This window comes from Hymenobacter qilianensis (genome assembly GCF_014489555.1).
Lineage (GTDB): Bacteria > Bacteroidota > Bacteroidia > Cytophagales > Hymenobacteraceae > Hymenobacter > Hymenobacter qilianensis.
This window is the reverse complement of the sequence record NZ_CP060784.1, coordinates 1810082-1826315: the sequence shown is the minus strand read 5'-3', so window position 1 is coordinate 1826315 and position 16234 is coordinate 1810082. Positions and strand designations below refer to the sequence as shown.

At 55.7% G+C, this 16234-nt stretch carries 14 protein-coding genes and 1 pseudogene; 7 read left to right on the top strand and 8 right to left on the bottom strand.

All coding sequences use genetic code 11. The features are described from left to right. Positions 1 to 12 precede the first annotated feature (12 nt). Entirely contained in the window at positions 13 to 912 is a 900-nt protein-coding gene (locus H9L05_RS08400) for an LEA type 2 family protein (RefSeq protein WP_187733774.1), read from the bottom strand. A gap of 201 nt (positions 913 to 1113) precedes the next feature. Here H9L05_RS08400 and rocD point away from each other — a divergent pair. The 3 genes and pseudogenes from rocD (at position 1114) to hemB (ending at position 4069) form a co-directional block, all read left to right on the top strand. Further along, a pseudogene (gene rocD / locus H9L05_RS08395) lies at positions 1114 to 2357 on the top strand (ornithine--oxo-acid transaminase). 224 nt (positions 2358 to 2581) lie between these two features. Then, entirely contained in the window at positions 2582 to 2959 is a 378-nt protein-coding gene (locus H9L05_RS08390; RefSeq protein WP_187733773.1) for a hypothetical protein, read from the top strand. 117 nt (positions 2960 to 3076) lie between these two features. Further along, positions 3077 to 4069 carry a porphobilinogen synthase gene (gene hemB, locus H9L05_RS08385; RefSeq protein ID WP_187733772.1) on the top strand — a complete coding sequence of 331 codons (993 nt, stop codon included), beginning with the start codon at positions 3077 to 3079 and terminating at the stop codon, positions 4067 to 4069. 69 nt (positions 4070 to 4138) lie between these two features. Here hemB and H9L05_RS08380 read toward each other — a convergent pair whose 3' ends face one another. The 3 genes from H9L05_RS08380 to H9L05_RS24930 are packed head-to-tail and all read right to left on the bottom strand — an operon-like array spanning position 4139 to position 6093. Continuing rightward, complete coding sequence (locus tag H9L05_RS08380) at positions 4139 to 4690, bottom strand: hypothetical protein (RefSeq protein WP_187733771.1); 552 nt, start codon at positions 4688 to 4690, stop codon at positions 4139 to 4141. Between the two features lie 45 nt (positions 4691 to 4735). Beyond that, complete coding sequence (locus H9L05_RS24935) at positions 4736 to 5422, bottom strand: APC family permease (RefSeq protein WP_262892694.1); 687 nt, start codon at positions 5420 to 5422, stop codon at positions 4736 to 4738. Next, positions 5359 to 6093: an APC family permease gene (locus H9L05_RS24930; protein ID WP_262892656.1), complete on the bottom strand. Its 735-nt coding sequence runs from the start codon at positions 6091 to 6093 to the stop codon at positions 5359 to 5361. The genes H9L05_RS24935 and H9L05_RS24930 overlap by 64 nt, the downstream gene beginning before the upstream one ends. A 584-nt stretch (positions 6094 to 6677) precedes the next feature. On the opposite strand from H9L05_RS24930, the gene H9L05_RS08370 reads away from it, so the two are divergent. Beyond that, positions 6678 to 7841 carry an amine oxidase gene (locus H9L05_RS08370; RefSeq protein WP_187733770.1) on the top strand — a complete coding sequence of 388 codons (1164 nt, stop codon included), beginning with the start codon at positions 6678 to 6680 and terminating at the stop codon, positions 7839 to 7841. Between the two features lie 40 nt (positions 7842 to 7881). Here the strand turns inward: H9L05_RS08370 and H9L05_RS08365 are convergent, their stop codons facing one another. Both H9L05_RS08365 and H9L05_RS08360 read right to left on the bottom strand, forming a co-directional pair. Beyond that, positions 7882 to 8601, bottom strand: coding sequence for a hypothetical protein (locus H9L05_RS08365; RefSeq protein WP_187733769.1), 720 nt, complete (start codon positions 8599 to 8601; stop codon positions 7882 to 7884). A 288-nt stretch (positions 8602 to 8889) separates the two neighbouring features. Then, positions 8890 to 9642 carry an alpha/beta hydrolase gene (locus tag H9L05_RS08360; protein ID WP_317175155.1) on the bottom strand — a complete coding sequence of 251 codons (753 nt, stop codon included), beginning with the start codon at positions 9640 to 9642 and terminating at the stop codon, positions 8890 to 8892. A 289-nt stretch (positions 9643 to 9931) separates the two neighbouring features. On the opposite strand from H9L05_RS08360, the gene H9L05_RS08355 reads away from it, so the two are divergent. Further along, positions 9932 to 10654 (top strand): tetratricopeptide repeat protein, encoded by a 723-nt coding sequence (locus H9L05_RS08355; RefSeq protein WP_187733768.1) that lies wholly within the window; start codon positions 9932 to 9934, stop codon positions 10652 to 10654. 79 nt (positions 10655 to 10733) lie between these two features. Next, on the top strand, positions 10734 to 11465 hold the full coding sequence (locus H9L05_RS08350; RefSeq protein WP_187733767.1) for a hypothetical protein: 732 nt from the start codon (positions 10734 to 10736) through the stop codon (positions 11463 to 11465). A 91-nt stretch (positions 11466 to 11556) separates the two neighbouring features. On the opposite strand, the gene H9L05_RS08345 is transcribed toward H9L05_RS08350, so the two are convergent. After that, positions 11557 to 14025, bottom strand: coding sequence for a M4 family metallopeptidase (locus tag H9L05_RS08345; RefSeq protein ID WP_187733766.1), 2469 nt, complete (start codon positions 14023 to 14025; stop codon positions 11557 to 11559). Between the two features lie 270 nt (positions 14026 to 14295). On the opposite strand from H9L05_RS08345, the gene H9L05_RS08340 reads away from it, so the two are divergent. Further along, complete coding sequence (locus H9L05_RS08340) at positions 14296 to 15093, top strand: SDR family oxidoreductase (protein ID WP_187734222.1); 798 nt, start codon at positions 14296 to 14298, stop codon at positions 15091 to 15093. 88 nt (positions 15094 to 15181) lie between these two features. On the opposite strand, the gene H9L05_RS08335 is transcribed toward H9L05_RS08340, so the two are convergent. Then, the gene (locus H9L05_RS08335; RefSeq protein WP_187733765.1) at positions 15182 to 16054 is read right to left on the bottom strand and encodes an ATP-grasp domain-containing protein; all 873 of its coding nucleotides are present in this window, start codon (positions 16052 to 16054) and stop codon (positions 15182 to 15184) included. Between the last annotated feature and the right edge of the window lie 180 nt (positions 16055 to 16234).

Here is a 16234-nt window from a genome sequence, read left to right as displayed (position 1 = left end):
GCTGGGGGCTTTTTACTTCGGAATATTCTTCAAATCCTTGAGGGTGCCGGTGCTGGAGAAGTTCATATCGACATCCTCGGGGTTTTGTTTGCCTGCCGCAAACACCACTTTACCGTCCAGTTTGTATTCTGTTTTTTCGGCTCTGAATAAGGTTTTAAAAGCCACTTTTGGCATCTTCTTGGGTTCGAATGTTACCCGAATAGGCATGATTTCGGTGCCTTTCTGGCGAAAGGAAACGTCTTTTTCTTCTACTCCACGCACATCTAAGTCGTCGCCCCCGACGCGGAAGCGGTAGTTGACGCGCTTGATGGTAACCGGGAACGGATTGTAGTTTGTAATGCGCAGGCGCACTGTGGCCTCCCCATTCTTCAAACCCATGTCGGTGATGTCCACGTCGGCGACTTCCACCTTGGGCATCTTCGGTATGTATATCTTTTTGCTGACCGTCACGGGGATGCGCTCAGGTCCTACTATGGGCAACCGTGTGTAAAGAATCGTGGTCATCTGCACGTCTACGCAGTCCTGCTGTATCTCCTTCACTTTATCAGCCACTTTGCTCAAGTCCACATTCACAGGCACTTGCAGCTTACTCATCCCCCGCGATTTCACCACGGTAGGCTTATCGTTTGAGCCGTGCGCCAGCAGCTCGCCATCCAAGCGGGTAATGTAGCTGAAGCTGTCCACGCGCATCGTGACGGGCACATTATTGCGCAGCTCTACAACCATCGTGGCTTTCAACGAATCAGGCGTGATGTTGCCCATCTGCATGGAAACATTCGACAGCGTGGGCAGCAGTTTTTTGCCTTTATCAGTTGCTATATAAGTGATGCCCAGACCTAATACCAGCAACAGCAGCAAGCCTATCACTATAGCCAGCACCGGGTGGCGGCGGGAGAAAGATAGAGAAGACATATTTAACAGAATAGGGTCGAGCTTATAGCTAAACAGTAGCAGGTATCTGATTATGAATGCATTATCAACAGTACGGTAGTGAATGCATGCATTGTTATGGTCGAGCTTTCAGAAAAAGCCCCCAGCACCCTTCCCGGCGTTTTTGCGTAATTTCGAGTCTGGAAATTGTTCTCGCTTATACCACCCCATTCTGCTTCGCTTATGGAAACCACCCCCACCACCGCCCATCGCAGTCAGGAGTTTATGGCGCTCGAAGACCGCTACGGCGCCCACAACTATCACCCCCTGCCAGTGGTATTGAGCCGGGGTGAGGGCGTGCACCTCTGGGATGTGGAGGGCAAGCAGTATCTCGACTTTTTGTCGGCCTACTCGGCTGTAAATCAGGGTCATTGCCACCCGCGCATTATTGGGGCAATGGTAGAGCAGGCTCAGCGCCTGACACTTACTTCCCGGGCTTTTTTCAATGACCAGCTCGGCTTAGCTGAAAAGCAGCTGTGCGAGCTGTTCAACTACGACAAAGCCTTGCTGATGAACTCCGGGGCCGAGGCCGTTGAAACCGCCCTGAAGCTAGCGCGCAAATGGGGCTACCAGGAAAAGGGCATTGCGCCCAATCAGGCCCGCATTATTGTGGCCGAGCGCAACTTCCACGGCCGCACCACCGGCATCATCTCCTTCAGCACCGACCCCGACAGCACCGGCGGCTTTGGTCCCTACAATCCTGGCTACGAGGTAGTACCCTACGACGACTTGGAGGCACTGGAAGAAGCCGTGAAGGATCATCAGGTATGCGCTTTCATGGTGGAGCCCATTCAGGGTGAGGCCGGCGTAGTGGTGCCGTCTGAGGGATATCTGGCCAAGGCGCAAGCGCTGTGCAAAGCCCATAATGTCCTGTTCATTGCCGACGAAATTCAGACCGGCCTGGGTCGCACGGGCGAGTGGCTGGCCAGTTACGCCGAAGGTGTGCACGCCGATATTCTGATTTTGGGCAAAGCCTTATCGGGCGGTGCCATGCCTGTGTCGGCGGTGCTGGCGCAGGATGCGGTGATGCTCACGATTCAGCCGGGGCAGCACGGCTCCACTTTTGGCGGCAACCCGCTGGCCTGCGCTGTCATGCGCGCTTCTCTGGATGTAATCAAAGATGAAAACCTGGTGGAAAATGCGCGCGCGCTGGGCGAGATATTCCGGGAGCGGATGCGCCAGGTACAGCAAAAGCGCCCCGACGTGGTAGAGCTGGTACGAGGCAAAGGATTGCTTAATGCCGTGATTATCAAGCCCACCGATGATGGGCGCACCGCCTGGGATGTGTGCGTGACACTGATGGAGCGCGGCCTGCTGGCCAAGCCCACCCACGGCGACATCATCCGGTTTGCCCCCCGCTGGTTATCACCGAGGAGCAGCTGCACGAAGCCTGCGACATCATCGAATCGGTGCTGCTGGCCTTCTAAATCATTCTTTCGGCTCTCTGTAAGCGGACTTCCCAAGGCTGGGAAGTCCGCTTATTTTTTCATCTTCGACCCATGCGTTTGAGACTTTGGCACCTCTGGGGGCTTTTTTGTTGTTACCGTTTGTCGGCTGCCGGAGCGGGAAGGCAGCTTTTACCTTTCACCCGCCCACCACGCAAACAGAGCCTGCAGCCTACGTCAGTGTACTATCAGACAGTACTTCCGCTGTGACAACGGCAGCCAGCAAAACCAGAGCGGCACATGCGCTGAAAGTCGTAGCATCTGCTTCCCGCCAGACCAAACACTTGACGCCCAAGCCGGTCAAGGCCAAGAGCCTGGCGCAAACGGCGTTACCGATTGGGCAGTTCAAGAAGAAGCCTTCAGCGGCGTTGGCGTATCAAACTGCGACTGACCGAAAAGCCTTGAACCTTGTGCTGGGTGGGATATTGGTAGTTGGCGGTGTGGTAACGGGTTTGCTGCTGGGCGGCTGGCTGGGCCTGGGCGTTGGGGCGCTGATTGTATTGCTGGGATATTACTTCTTGATCCTAGGTATGGGCGGACCACATGCCTGGACAGAAATCTTTCAGGAGTTTTTCAATCTTTAAGCCAAGCGTCCGCTTGCTTTTCCATCTTCAATAAGAAAGCCCAACCGGATTCGGGCGCGGCCGCAACCTTACCTTTGCGCGAGTTGTTCTACCTCGTCCTATTACTAAAAACAACCTATGGCGCTTATTCCCACGCACCGCCCCCGGCGCAACCGCAAGTCTGAAGTCATTCGCAATATGGTGCAGGAAACCAACCTCACCACCCACGATTTTATCTATCCTATTTTCCTCACCGAAGGCCAGAACCAACTGGTAGAGGTGAAATCCATGCCGGGCATTTTCCGCTACTCCGCCGACCGTATCATCGACGAGATTGGCGCCTGTGTAGAGCTTGGCATTAAATCTTTCGCGCCGTTTCCCCAGATCAACGAGGAGCTAAAAGACCGCTTGGCCCGCGAAAGCGCTAACCCTGAAGGCCTTTACCTGCGCACGGTAGCGGAAATTAAGCGCCATTTCCCGGAAGTGGTACTTATGACTGATGTGGCCATGGACCCGTACAGCTCCGATGGCCACGACGGCATTGTGGATGCCGAAAGTGGTGAGATTATGAATGATGCCTCGCTGGAAGTGTTGGGCCAAATGGCGCTGGCTCAGGCCCGGGCCGGCGCCGACATCATCGGTCCATCGGATATGATGGATGGCCGCGTGGCCTTCATCCGCGATGTGCTCGACCGCAACGCATTCTCGCATGTGAGCATTATGAGCTACACGGCTAAGTACGCCTCGGCTTTCTACGGCCCCTTCCGCGATGCTTTGGGCTCGGCGCCCAAAAAAGGCGATAAAAAAACTTATCAGATGAACCCCGCCAACCGCCGCGAAGCCCTGCGCGAGCTGGCCCTCGACGAGCAGGAAAGCGCTGATATGGTGATGATTAAGCCTGCCCTGAGCTACCTCGATATCATCCGGGAAGTGCGCAATGCCACCACCTTGCCCGTTACGGCTTACAACGTATCGGGGGAGTACGCTATGGTGAAAGCCGCGGCCCAAAACGGTTGGGTCGATGGTGAGCGGACGATGATGGAAGTTCTGCTCAGCATCAAGCGCGCCGGCGCCGACGCCATCCTGACCTACTTCGCCAAGGAAGCAGCGCAGGTGCTACGGCGCGGCTAATGTATTCTCAACTAATGCAAAAAAGCCCCCAGACTTGGTCTGGGGGCTTTTTATGTAAAATTATAAGATCTATTCAGCGCTGAAGTCACTTAAAGCAGCCAACTCACTTTGGATAGTGGCTTCCCATTCTATTTGCTTGTCCGGTAATGTGCCGTAGTTGGTTTGCTCACCATAGGCAATTCGGCGCTTGGCGGCTTCAACCGTCAATTTATCTTCCTCGGCTTTCAGCTTTTGGTTGCCGACCATAAGCGAACGAAACGCACTAACTCGAACTGTCTGACGCAACCGACGGATATACACCTCCTGAATATCGAACAAAGTTTGTTCAAAGCGCAGGAAATCAGTCACGTTGCCAGTCGTATCAATGCTGGAGGCCGAGCATAGCAGCATATTTCGAACTAGCTGATTATTGCCTCGCTTTCCCATAAACTGGGTAGGATGACCATTGTAATCGTACTGGTATTGAGCCTGACCACCGGTACCAGGCTTGGCAATGATATGAAAGTCGGAGGCTTGGAGGCGGCGGGTGGAACTCCATAGCAATCGGTCGGGCGCGAGTGCTTGCCCGTATGTGGCGGAGGCGGCTAACGATAAAGTAAAAAACAGGATAAAAAGCTTCATGTGCGGCAAAGCGTGGCGTGGTTATCTACGCTTAGTCGGGGTTATTTACTGCTCAAACGGCCACCTTCCTAAGCGCCGACTCCAGAGCAAAAACACGACCACACCGGCCCCAATCACCGTCAGGCCCGAAAGCATAAACGCCGGGCCGGTGCTCCAGAAAATCAGCAGCCAAACGGCTATGGCCAACAACACCGGCAAGGGATACAAGGGCATTCGGAAAGGCAGATGAGCCGTGCCCCGGCGCCGGCGAAGCAGCATCAGGCCCACTCCTTGCCCCACAAATTGGATCAGAATACGCATGGCCAGTATGGCTGTGATGACCTCGCCCAGCCGAAACAACAGGCTAAACACGAAGCCTACGCCGCCCAGTATCAGCAAGGAGACGTGCGGGAACTGCTTGGTAGGGTGAACTTTGGCAAACAATGGCAGAAACTCGCCATCGGCGGCGGCGGCATACGGGATGCGGGAGTAACCCAGCAGCACGGCAAACAACGACGCAAACGCCACCCACAGCACCAAGGCCGTAGCCAGCTTGGCGGCGGTGCTGCCATAAATCGTTTCGACGAAGGTGCTCACGATGAACTCGGAGTGCTGGGCCTGCTGCCAGGGAATGACCGTGCCCACGCTCCAGTTCAGAAGCAGGTACAAGGCCGCTATTCCTAAGATGCTCAGGAAGATGCTGCGCGGAATAACGCGCTCCGGATTGCGGATTTCGCCCCCCAGATGACACACGTTGTAGTAGCCCAGGTAGCTGTAGATGGTTTTGACCGCTGCCTGTCCCAAAGCCACCGAAAACAGCAAGCCCGGCACGTCCGAAATGCCCCCATGGGGAGCCAGGCCACGTTATGGGTTGAGTGCGTGACGCCCCCAAATATCAGCCAGCCCATGAGGCCCAGCACGCCTACCCACAGCAGCACGCCCAGCCGTCCAATATCATCAATGCGGCGGTAGAGCAGCACAATGAGCGCCAGCACCACCACCCCGCTCACCAGCTTGGGCTGCCACCATTCGGTGAGCGGCACCAGATAGCCGAAGTATTGGGCAAAGCCGATAGCCCCCGACGCCACCACCAGCGGCGCCTGCACCAGCGTTTGCCACACATACAAAAACGACATCAGTCGGCCCCACTTAGCCTCGCCATAAGCCAGCTTGAGAAAGCGGTAGCTGCCCCCGGCCTCAGGGTAGGCGGCGCCCAGCTCGGCCCACACCATGCCATCGACCACTGCCAAAGCCGCGCCCACCATCCAGGCCAGCAGGAAGTAAGGCCCCATCAGGTGCATGACCAGCGGCAGCACCACGAACGGCCCAATGCCCACCATATCAATCATGTTCAGGGCGGTGGCTTGCACCAGTCCTAAGTCGCGACGAAGAGTAGGCGGCTTTGCTGAGTCGAGTTGAGGCATAGGTTGGAAGTAAGCAGTCGGGACCAGAAATAAGGTGGCCAGCGCCGTAAAAGTCGGAGAAAAGCAGAATGTTCAGCCAATAGTTGCGCTTACTACGGTTTCAGGCGTCTGGGGGGCTTTTTAAACCAGCGGACAGGCTGCTGCCCGCCTACGTGCTGGCTGCTATAAACGCTGCTCCTCTTCTTCTTACCAACCTCTGCGCCTTAGTCTGCGTAGCTGTGAACTTATTTGTCTTTTGCTTTCCTGTGGGCAACAACGCTGAATCGAAAACTGCCACCGCGGAATTCGTGGCGGCCTCCTTCACCGGCAGCCCGGCAATGCTGGCGGCGGGCATAGTCGCTTTGGTCGGCAACTGCGGAGGCGAGAAAAGCTTTTGGGCAACTCCAGGAGAGCATTAAGGCAAAGCACCCTGATTTTAAGCAAAGTTTTATTGAGGCTAAATCTATTACCGACGTTGCTCACAAAGCATCGGTTTAAGTGGTGGCTCGGGTAACAAAAAGCCCCCACTTGCCTCGTCCTAACCACTAGGCACCTATGCACCACTTACACAAAAATGCCCCCAGAACCCATTTCAATCGTTCTGGATGGGTGGCTATGAATGCACTGACCAGCTTAACGCTTTCGGGCACCGCGTTGATTTCCTGCATCTTACCGGTCACTTTCAGAAGCTGGATGAAGATTATCAGGCGCTGAATCCATTCGGCATTCGCACGGTGCGGGAAGGTATCCGGTGGAGCCAGGTAGAGCGCACGCCCTACCACTATGACTGGAGCACGGTGGCCTCGATGCTGGCTACCGGGCAGCGCCACGGCGTGCAACAGGTGTGGGACCTCTGCCACTTCGGCTACCCCGACGATCTGACGCCTCTGCACCCCATGTTTGCCCGGCGCTTCGCGGCGCTGTGTCGTGCCTTTGTGGAGTTTTACCGCAGCCATAGACCTGATGATGTGCTCATCGTGACGCCCATCAACGAGGTCAGCTTTATGTCGTGGTTGGGCGGTGATGTGCGTGGTACGTCTCCGTATTGCGTGGGTCAGGGCTGGGAAGTTAAGCGGGGGCTGATGCGGGCCTACATCGAAGGCACGGCGGCCCTGCGCGAGGCAGACCCTGGCATTCGTATTCTCACCACGGAGCCCATGATTAATGTGGTACCCCGCCTCGGTGCCAACCGCACGGAGCGAAACCGGACCACTGAGTTTACTATCAATCAGTTTCAGTCGGTAGATATGCTGGCGGGCAGGCTGTGCCCGGAGCTGGGTGGCTCCCCCGATTTTCTGGATATTCTCGGCTTTAACTTTTACTACGACAACCAATGGCAGCTGGAACCGCACCAAACACTTGGGTGGAACGATTCGCCGCTTGACCCGCGCTGGAAGCCGCTAAGTGCGCTGCTGCAAATGGCCTACCAGCGCTACCAGCGCCCTGTAGTACTCACCGAAACCAGTCATCCCGGCATCGACCGGCCACTCTGGATGCAGCATATTGCTCGGGAGTGCGCCATAGCTTTGCGTCAGGGGGTGCCTTTGTGGGGCGTTTGCCTCTACCCTATCATCGACCGGCCCGACTGGGATTTTCAGGACAACTGGCATCAGTCTGGCCTTTGGGATGCGGAGCTACTGCCCGATGGGCCACCCCAGCGGGTACTCTATGAACCTTACGCGGAGGAGCTACTGCGGGCACAGGCCCATATTGCAGAGGTGCTGGCTTCGGCTGAATATGCCCAAAAACCGCAACGCGTCATGGCCTAGGCCCACAACATTTAGTAAGCAGATGTTTGCCTAAGGCCGGTTACTGGTTTTCCAATAAGCCGCTGATGTGCTGATCAGCAATGCCCGCTATCAGGTTGGCATCTTTACAGATGAGCTTCCGCTGAATAACGGCCGTGATGGTTTCCAGGTCTTCCTGCTGCTTTAGCCGATCCGTGAGGGCTAGAATGCGGTGCAAAGAATCAGTGCTAGCGGCATAGATAGCATTCCACATGCTCGCCAGCGCGGCACCCTCGCGGCCTATCACCCGGCGCAGATCAAGGAGGCGGATGATGAGGGCCGACATTCTGCTCAGTACATCGCGCTCAGTAGGCGAAAACGTGCGGGGCCGGCGGCCTACCACACATAAGTTTCCCAGGTTTTGCCCGTTGGCGCCCTTGAGAGCGGTGGCGGCATAAAACCGGAAGTTGAGGGCGCGAGTCACGAATGGGTTGGCCAGTTCCAGAGGCTTGGGGGCCATTTCTTCGAGTAAAGCGGTTTCGCTCCGTCGTATGGCCACGGTGCCGAAGTCCTCTTCTCCACTGGCATCCCAGCCAAATGCCTCATAAGTAGCCGCTTGCTCCTCCGTTTCAGCCGCAGCGAATGATACCAGCACTACCGGCACATCGAATAAGGCGGCCGTCAGACAAACTAAATCATCAAGTAAGTTCTCAGGTAGAGTACGTAGAAGCGTGTAGCGGCTCAAAATCCGCATCCGGTTCAATTCCCCAGATGAGGCAAGCACCTGTTCCTTATTTTTCATCTACCTGATTTATAACGATAAAGAGGCTTATAGCATCTTAAAAATCTGGAAATACCCCTTTACGTTACTGCTTAATTTTTAATTACTTTCCAGCTAATTTTTTTATGACTTTTTTTAAGTCGGACTAAAAGCCAGCGCTCTTACCTAACCTCATTTATCGGCTGGATTTGCTTATAAACGGCAGCAACTGCCGATAAATTACGTTGTGCTGCCAATACAGTTGTAACACCATAGGAATGTGCTGTTTACCAGGAAGCACCATAAATTGAGGCGACACGCCAAGCTCCTTCAGGCGACTCCTGAACTTCTGGCTGCTGCTCGCAATGGACGGGTAGGTTTTGCCCCCACAAATGTGAGGAAGGGCGGGCTGGCCGCCGTGAGATGATACAGCGCTGATACTGCTTTCCAGCCCTGTGGGTCGCGGCCAAAGGCGGTGAGGTACTGCTCGTCACCGGCATATTGCTTCTTGAGTAGATAGTCGTACATATCGAGGCCGGCAGGGTCGTCGAGGATGACGCCACGCACGGAATTTTGGAGCAAACCCAGCCGGGAAAAGTAGTGGTTGTCAGTGGCAATCAGGGCTGCTAACCCAGCCCCGGCTGAGTGTCCCATGAGAAAAATACGCTGGGGGTCGCCGCCGTACTCTGCAATGTGCTGCTGGGTCCAGTGCACGGCGCGGGCGCAGTCTTCGGCCATAGCCGGCACCTGCACATCGGGCGAAAGGCGGTAGTTGATAATGACGGCTACTACGCCCTGCTTGGCCAGCCGCCGCCCGATGAAGGTGTAAATATTCTTGCTGCCGCTGTCCCAGTTGCCGCCGTGAATAAAGACGACTACCGGATGGCTGGCCGCTGCCTTACGCCGCGGGGTATACACGTCGAGGCGGTGGCGCTCGGCACTGAAGTCAGTAGCAGTGGCGGCTACATAAGCAATATCCTGGGTGCGGCGGCTGGGACGAGCCACGGCGTATTCGTTGGTGCCAACTATCAAGAGCAGCAACACAAGCAGGGCTGGCAGCGCCAGCAAGCGGGAAACAGACATCGGAAGGGAATATGTAGCGGGCACTTCTGTAGCAGAATACTTGCTGATCAGCCCGCATATACTCGTGGAGCTGCCAACTGGTTTGTCGGCGTGTGTCGGGCCTTCAAAAAAGCCCCCAGACAGTATCATAGCTCTACCAACGTGTACTAACCTCAGTTTGCATCTCCCGTCAGCAACCTCAGCATGCATAGACTATCCTTGGGCTGAGGGCGTTATATTTGTACGAAAGCTCAACTGGCAGCTTGATGCTGGGGGGCAATTTTAAGCGTTTCTCTATCTACCCTGTTGCATGAAAAATATTCTGGTGCTGGCGGCGCTGCTGGCTTTTGGTGCCACGCCTACTTTGGCACAGCGCAAAAACAAAAAGGAAAAAGCTTCGGCCGCCACGGCTTCCATTAGCAAGGCTAACCGCCTGCTGCCGTTGTTTGGTGGCATCACCACGGCCCAGGCCGAGCAGGTAGTCGGGCCGAATTTCCTGGCTGATATCGACCGCAACTTCCCTTCGCGCGCCGAGGCCAGCAAGTTTTTCTCCACCAAAGGCTATGAGTACTTAAGCGAAAACCAGCCTGACACGGCTATGTACCGCTTCAACCTGGCGTGGCTGCTCGATCAGAAAAACGCCGATGCCTACCGCGGTTTGGGCGTGGTGGCCAGCCGCAACCCAACGCCCGATGAGTCGATTAAGCTGCTCACACAAGCCTTGGCAATTAACCCCACCGATGGTAACACGCTCAGCGACTTAGGCGCCAGCTACCTGATTCGCTATGAGCAATCCAAAAAGAAAAAAGACCTGAATACTGGCATGGAATTCCTGCAAAAAGCCATCACTGCTGACCCAAACAATGGGGTGGCGTGGCAGCAGATGGCGCGGGGCTATTATTTCCAGGAAGACTATACCAAGGCCTGGGAGGCGGTTCACAAGGGCCAGAGCCTAAATATGGCCAGCTTCGACTTCGGCTTTATTGGCGAGCTGTTGGCCAAGCAACCCGACCCCACAGGCAAGTTCAAATAAAGCAGGGGCAAACGACGTTAGGCAACGAACTGGTAGTTAACCGCGTAAGTGGCGGCTACTTTCAACTAAGTCTTTGCCTGTGAAACTTCGTTTGCTTCTACTCAGCTCTTTGCTGTTCTGGTCTTTAGCTTCTTCTTACACCGCCGCTGCTCAGGGGCCCGGCCAACGCCAGCGCTATTTTAGCAACCAAGCTCGTCCTTATTATCGTGGTCCATTCCGTGTGACGGTGGGCGGAGGCGTGGCCCTCTACACCGGCGACCTAGGTAAATGGTCGCAAAACCTGCCGGGGCCGAGCATCAGCTTGGGCGGCCTGTATCTGCTGCGTCCGCGCCTGCAAGTCGGGGGCGAGGTGTCGTACTTTCAGATTGGAGCCACCGACCAGCTGCCCGAGCGTAATCTGGCTTTCCGGGGCCGCAACGGGGCGCTGACCACTTTTCTGCGCTACGAGCTGTTAGGCGACGAGTCGCAGTTTGCCGCTCCCCGTGGCCCGGCGGCCATTATTAAGCCGTATGTGAAAGCCGGTTTAGGGCTGGCGATGTATAATCCGAAGACCTACATTGGCAGCGGCCGCCCCGTAAACAACCAGGTGTATCTGGCCCCCGAAAGCACCGGCTACCCCAACATAGCCGTGATTGCGCCCGTGGGCGTCGGCCTTACGTTCCGCCTTTCCCGCGACTTCAGCGCTACTGCCGAGGCCGTTTACAACTTCACCAGCACCGACAACCTGGATGATGTCAGCCTGCGCGGCAACACCAAAAAGAATGATGGCTACGGCACCGTGGAGCTGAAGATTGAGTACTCCATTAAGTAGGATAGCCTAAAAAAAGCCCCCAGAACTACAAAAGGCCCGTCGTGCGACGGGCCTTTTGTAGTTCTGGGGGCTTTTTGCCCTGTTCCAAAGCTTATTGCTTCACAAAACGCTGGCGGAAGGTTTTCTGCCCGTCGCTGACGCTGAGCATGTACATGCCTTTGGCTAGATGCGTCACGTTCAGCTCGCCGTTGCTGGTAAGTTGAGTGCCCTTGATGCTCCGGCCCTGCATATCTGCCACCTGCACCGATACGGCTGAGGCGTTATTTGGCAAGGTCACGCGCAGCACATCGGTAGCCGGATTCGGATAGATACCGACTTCAGTGCCTACCAGATTGTCGCTGCCGAGCGTGGCGCTGCTGCTTACATTGCTGCTGGCTACTACGTTGCTGGTGAGGGCGGCGCCGCCCGTCACGTTGATGGTGTAGTCTTCTACTTCGCCATATGTAAAGCTGCTGCAGCTAGTTTGAGCCGCGTCGCTCAGCGAAACCCGCATGCGGGTGCTGCCGCTACGGGCCGTGGTGGGCACCGTGAAAGTGGCGCTGAGGGTAGCCGCGCTGGCGGAAGTACCACTCACTACTGTTTCACCGGCATCTATAAAGTCACCGTCCTTGTTCCAGTCGATATACACTTTCCAGTATTCGGTGTACGCCGTAGAAGCGAAACCTGCGCTAAAGCGGATGGTTTGCGAAGAGCCCGCTGCTACGCTGGTGCTTAGGGCCGTGCCATTGTAATATCCACCGGTTTCTTTGGCGGAAGTACGGTTGATGGTACCCAAGTTGACCAAATCAATCCACTCGTATGCGTTGTTTGTGCCATTAGAAGCGCAATACGTTACGCCGGTGGTTGGGGGCGGAGTAGTGCCGCCGCTGTACGCAGCGCCTACACCCACCGCATACCAAGCATTGGTGGTCGCAATTACCTGGGCCGAGCCTGCTCCATACAAGTCAGTAGCCGACTGAATAGAATAGGTACGAGCCGCTGCGTAGTTGCTTGATGCCGTGAGGTATACGCTCTCCGTACGATACGCGATTTTGGCCGCCGCATCAATACCGATACCCGTTACGCTGAAGCTGCTGCCTATGTCATTGGTGCCGCTGCCGCCCACGACCAACCGATAAAACCAGTGGTTAAGCACGCCGCTATTGGTGTGTACGCCGCCGTTGTCGCCGCTGCCGGCGTACCAATAAGTGCCTTTATAAGTGTCGGGCTGACTTTCGGCGTTGGGGTTACTCATCGAGCGCAGTGAAGGCCGCACTTTGTCGATATCCTCCCCGATGAGCCAAGTGGCTTTATTAGGGTCTTTGTAATACTCCACGGCCGCTCCCCAGATGTCGGAGAAGCCCTCGTTCAGCGCACCCGACTCGTACGAATACGTGAGATTAGCAGTGCTGGAGCATATAGCGTGGCCGATTTCGTGGGCCGCAACGTCGAGCGAGGTCAATGGGTCGAAGCGAGTGTAGCCGTCGCCATAGGTCATTACCGAGCCATTCCAGTAGGCATTCTCATAGCCTTTGCCGTCGCCGGGGGTGTCGTCGAAGTGAACGTAGCTCTTGATTTTGGCGCCCGCATTGTTGTAGCTGTTTCGGGCGTGAATGTTCTTGAAGTAGTCGTAGGTGCTTTGGGCGCCATAGTGCGCATCGAGTGCCGCGTTGTCGAGGTTGGCGTTGGCGTACTCCGTCCAGCTATTGTCTAAATCCGTGAAGTCGACGGCGGTGGTATAGCTGTTTCCCTTCCGGCAGTTATACGTTTCGATGCCGGAGCCGCGGGTTAGCTCGCGCAGGCGGTAGCTGCCGTTGATGCTTTCCGTAGCGCCAGTTTTGGTGCCGCTGTAGCGGGTGGCAAAAGTACCAGTGGCTGCCGCGTGCTTGATAATAGCATCCTTCGCTACAATGTCGCCCGTTTCGGCATCTACATAAATGTAGGCCCGACTTACGGGCTGCTGGGAATAGATATTGAACTTCCAGGCCAGCGTAGGCTGCCCAAACTCCGGACTTCCCGGCTCAGCTTGGGTGTTAGTTACAATAACCAATTCGCCCTCCGGCTTGTAGCTGGCGCGCGGGTTGTTTTCGTGCTCTTTTAGGGTAGCCTCTTCACCGGCATCTTCCCACATATACTTTTTGCCCCCCACAAAGCGGAGCGCCCGCTGTAAGGCGGCTTGCTCATTCAACGCAGGTGCTGTCTTCACATTCTGCACGCGCTCAAAGCTGCCGCTCATGCTTTCCACCGTGCCCTGGCGGGCGTGTACGGTGTACGCGGCATGCTCAACTCTGATACCCTTGTAGTACTGCTCGAACTTTTCGTGCACGAAACCCATTGGGTCCGTTTCGATTTTGGCGCTCTGAAACTGGTCGTCGGCCGTCAATTCTAGCTGTTCGGCCAGCGCCTTACGGGCTTCGCTCATCTGGTACGATTTACCTTCCAGCCGAAACTGGATAAGCGTAGGCATGCCTTTTTCGCCTACTTCCTTGTGCTTCACGCGAGTCAAATCCTGACCTTGTGCGTAAGCGGAAGAAATGCCCCCCAGCAATAGCAGAGCGGCAATAGAGTATTTATTAACCATTTAAAAGGAGTTTGGTGATGGAAAAGGAACGGAGTACAGCCGACTGCAATCGGCTTATGCCTCAAATTACGATTTTGCCCACTCCTTTACCACCCAACAACCCCCGAAATGTGACGTGGCTATATAGAGAATGAAAAGTGATTTTTGCAACTAAAAAGTCTCTTCTGCCACCATCTGACCACTGTTGCTGCTTGCATGCAGCCTAAAGAATCGCTCATTTGTGACTTCTGGTCCATTCAGTTTCTCTCCTACAATCCTGCTATAATCAAAATGTCTACTCCCAATCCTTCAACTTTCAATAACCGCTGGCGCTTAACGGGCCAGGTTGCTCTTGTTACGGGTGCCTCCAAAGGCATCGGCGCGGCGGCGGCCGAAGAGCTGCTGAGCTTTGGCGCTACGGTGGTAGCCGTAGCCCGCAACCCCGACGATTTGAACACGCAAGTAGCTGAATGGCAGTCACGTGGCCTCGACGCGCACGCTATAGCAGCCGACGTAAGCACAGCGGCCGCGCGGGCGGCGCTTCTGGCCGAAGTGGGGCAGCGGTGGCCCCAGCTGCATATTCTGGTCAATAATGTGGGCACCAACATCCGCAAGCGCACGGCCGAGTACACGCCCGAAGAATACCAGCACATTATGGCTACCAACCTCGAATCTGTGTTTGGGATGTGTCAAGGGGCTTTTTCTCTACTGCAAGCCGCCGGCAAGGCCAGCATTGTAAATGTTTCATCAGTGGCGGGATTGATGCATGTGCGCACCGGCTCTATCTATGGCATGACGAAGGCGGCCATTCTCCAGCTTACCCGCAACCTGGCGGTAGAATGGGCCGCCGATGGGATTCGCGTGAATGCCATTGCCCCGTGGTACATCCGCACGCCGCTAGTGGCCGGGGTACTCAGCGACGACGAATTTCTGCAGCAGGTATTGTCCCGCACTCCCATGAAGCGCATCGGCGATCCGGAAGAAGTGGGGGCCGCCGTGGCGTTTCTGTGCTTGCCCGCCGCCAGCTATGTCACCGGACAATGCCTGAGCGTAGATGGTGGCTTTGCAGTGAATGGATTTAGCTTTTGAAACCGGTTTTATAACAGGAACGGCCGGGTTGATAGCTGCATAACTACCAACCCGGCCGTTCCTGTTACTTCTTTTAGAAGCCTCTCAGCTATATAAGCGAGCGCAAGGCTTCTTCGTAGCGCTGGGGGGCTTTTTTGTCGGCGTCCAGGTATAAGAAGGGTTCGATCAACTCCAATTCCATGAGCAGAAAGTCGCCCTCTACCTCTACCCCATCCACGCGGGCATAGAGGCAGCCCTGGGCAAATCGAGCCACAATATCGTCGGCGGTGCGGAGCAGATGGGCCGGCGCTGGGCGTAGCTCTACGCCTCCGCCCAAGTAGTGCTGCACCCGGAAGTCGCCCAGCTTAGGCGTTTTGAGCACGCAATGACTGAATTTGCCCCCCAGATAAATGAAGGACCATTCGCCTTCGGTTTGAATCTGGGTAAGGAAAGGTTGAGCCAGAAAATCCTCTTCGGCCAACAGCGTATCCAGCTCCGAAGTGCGGGTAGCAGCTTCGACGGGCCGCAGTGAAAACGTATTTTTGGCGCCGCCACTTACTGCGGGCTTCACAATTAGCTGCTCCGTTTGCAGCTCTGCAAATAACGTCTCGGGCACGAAGCGCGAGCCGCGCGGCAACCAGTGCGTGGGCACAATACGCACGCCGGCCGCCTGCATGTCCAGCAGATACTTTTTATCCGAATTCCAGCGCACCGTAGCCACCGGATTGAGCACGCGCACCGCCAGGCGCTCCAAGGTGTCAAGCCACGCGTAAAACTCGGTTATGCGATCAAAATAGTCCCAGGGCGACTTCAGCACGACTACCTCATAGCTGCGCCAGTCCACGGCCGGGTCACTCCAGATTTCGGCCGTCACGCGGTGGCCGCAGCTTTTCAATTGATTGGTGAGCAAAGCATCCTCCTGCTCCACGCCTGCACCTGTGTATTTGCCTACGGGCTCGTAGGTTACTAAAGCGATATTCACTGTGCTATTTCTTTTGTTTGGATTTCATGCCAATTGAACCTCATCCCAATCGTCTGTCATGCAGAGCGGCAGCGAAGCATCTCGCTCGCGGTCGTCTGATTACTAACCTCTCGTCAGCACGCGAGATGCTTCGCTTGCGCTCTGCATGACAGACGATTGGGATGGTGTTTATTTCTGAAA

Bases quoted from the DNA above. Each gene is read 5' to 3' on its own strand.
- H9L05_RS08400 (WP_187733774.1), bottom strand. From the start codon at position 912: ATGTCTTCTCTATCTTTCTCCCGCCGCCACCCGGTGCTGGCTATAGTG.
- hemB (WP_187733772.1), top strand. From the start codon at position 3,077: ATGGCGCTTATTCCCACGCACCGCCCCCGGCGCAACCGCAAGTCTGAA.
- H9L05_RS08345 (WP_187733766.1), bottom strand. From the start codon at position 14,025: ATGGTTAATAAATACTCTATTGCCGCTCTGCTATTGCTGGGGGGCATT.
- H9L05_RS08355 (WP_187733768.1), top strand. From the start codon at position 9,932: ATGAAAAATATTCTGGTGCTGGCGGCGCTGCTGGCTTTTGGTGCCACG.
- H9L05_RS08360 (WP_317175155.1), bottom strand. From the start codon at position 9,642: ATGTCTGTTTCCCGCTTGCTGGCGCTGCCAGCCCTGCTTGTGTTGCTG.
- H9L05_RS08365 (WP_187733769.1), bottom strand. From the start codon at position 8,601: ATGAAAAATAAGGAACAGGTGCTTGCCTCATCTGGGGAATTGAACCGG.
- H9L05_RS08340 (WP_187734222.1), top strand. From the start codon at position 14,296: ATGTCTACTCCCAATCCTTCAACTTTCAATAACCGCTGGCGCTTAACG.
- H9L05_RS08380 (WP_187733771.1), bottom strand. From the start codon at position 4,690: ATGAAGCTTTTTATCCTGTTTTTTACTTTATCGTTAGCCGCCTCCGCC.
- H9L05_RS24930 (WP_262892656.1), bottom strand. From the start codon at position 6,093: ATGCCTCAACTCGACTCAGCAAAGCCGCCTACTCTTCGTCGCGACTTA.
- H9L05_RS08370 (WP_187733770.1), top strand. From the start codon at position 6,678: ATGGGTGGCTATGAATGCACTGACCAGCTTAACGCTTTCGGGCACCGC.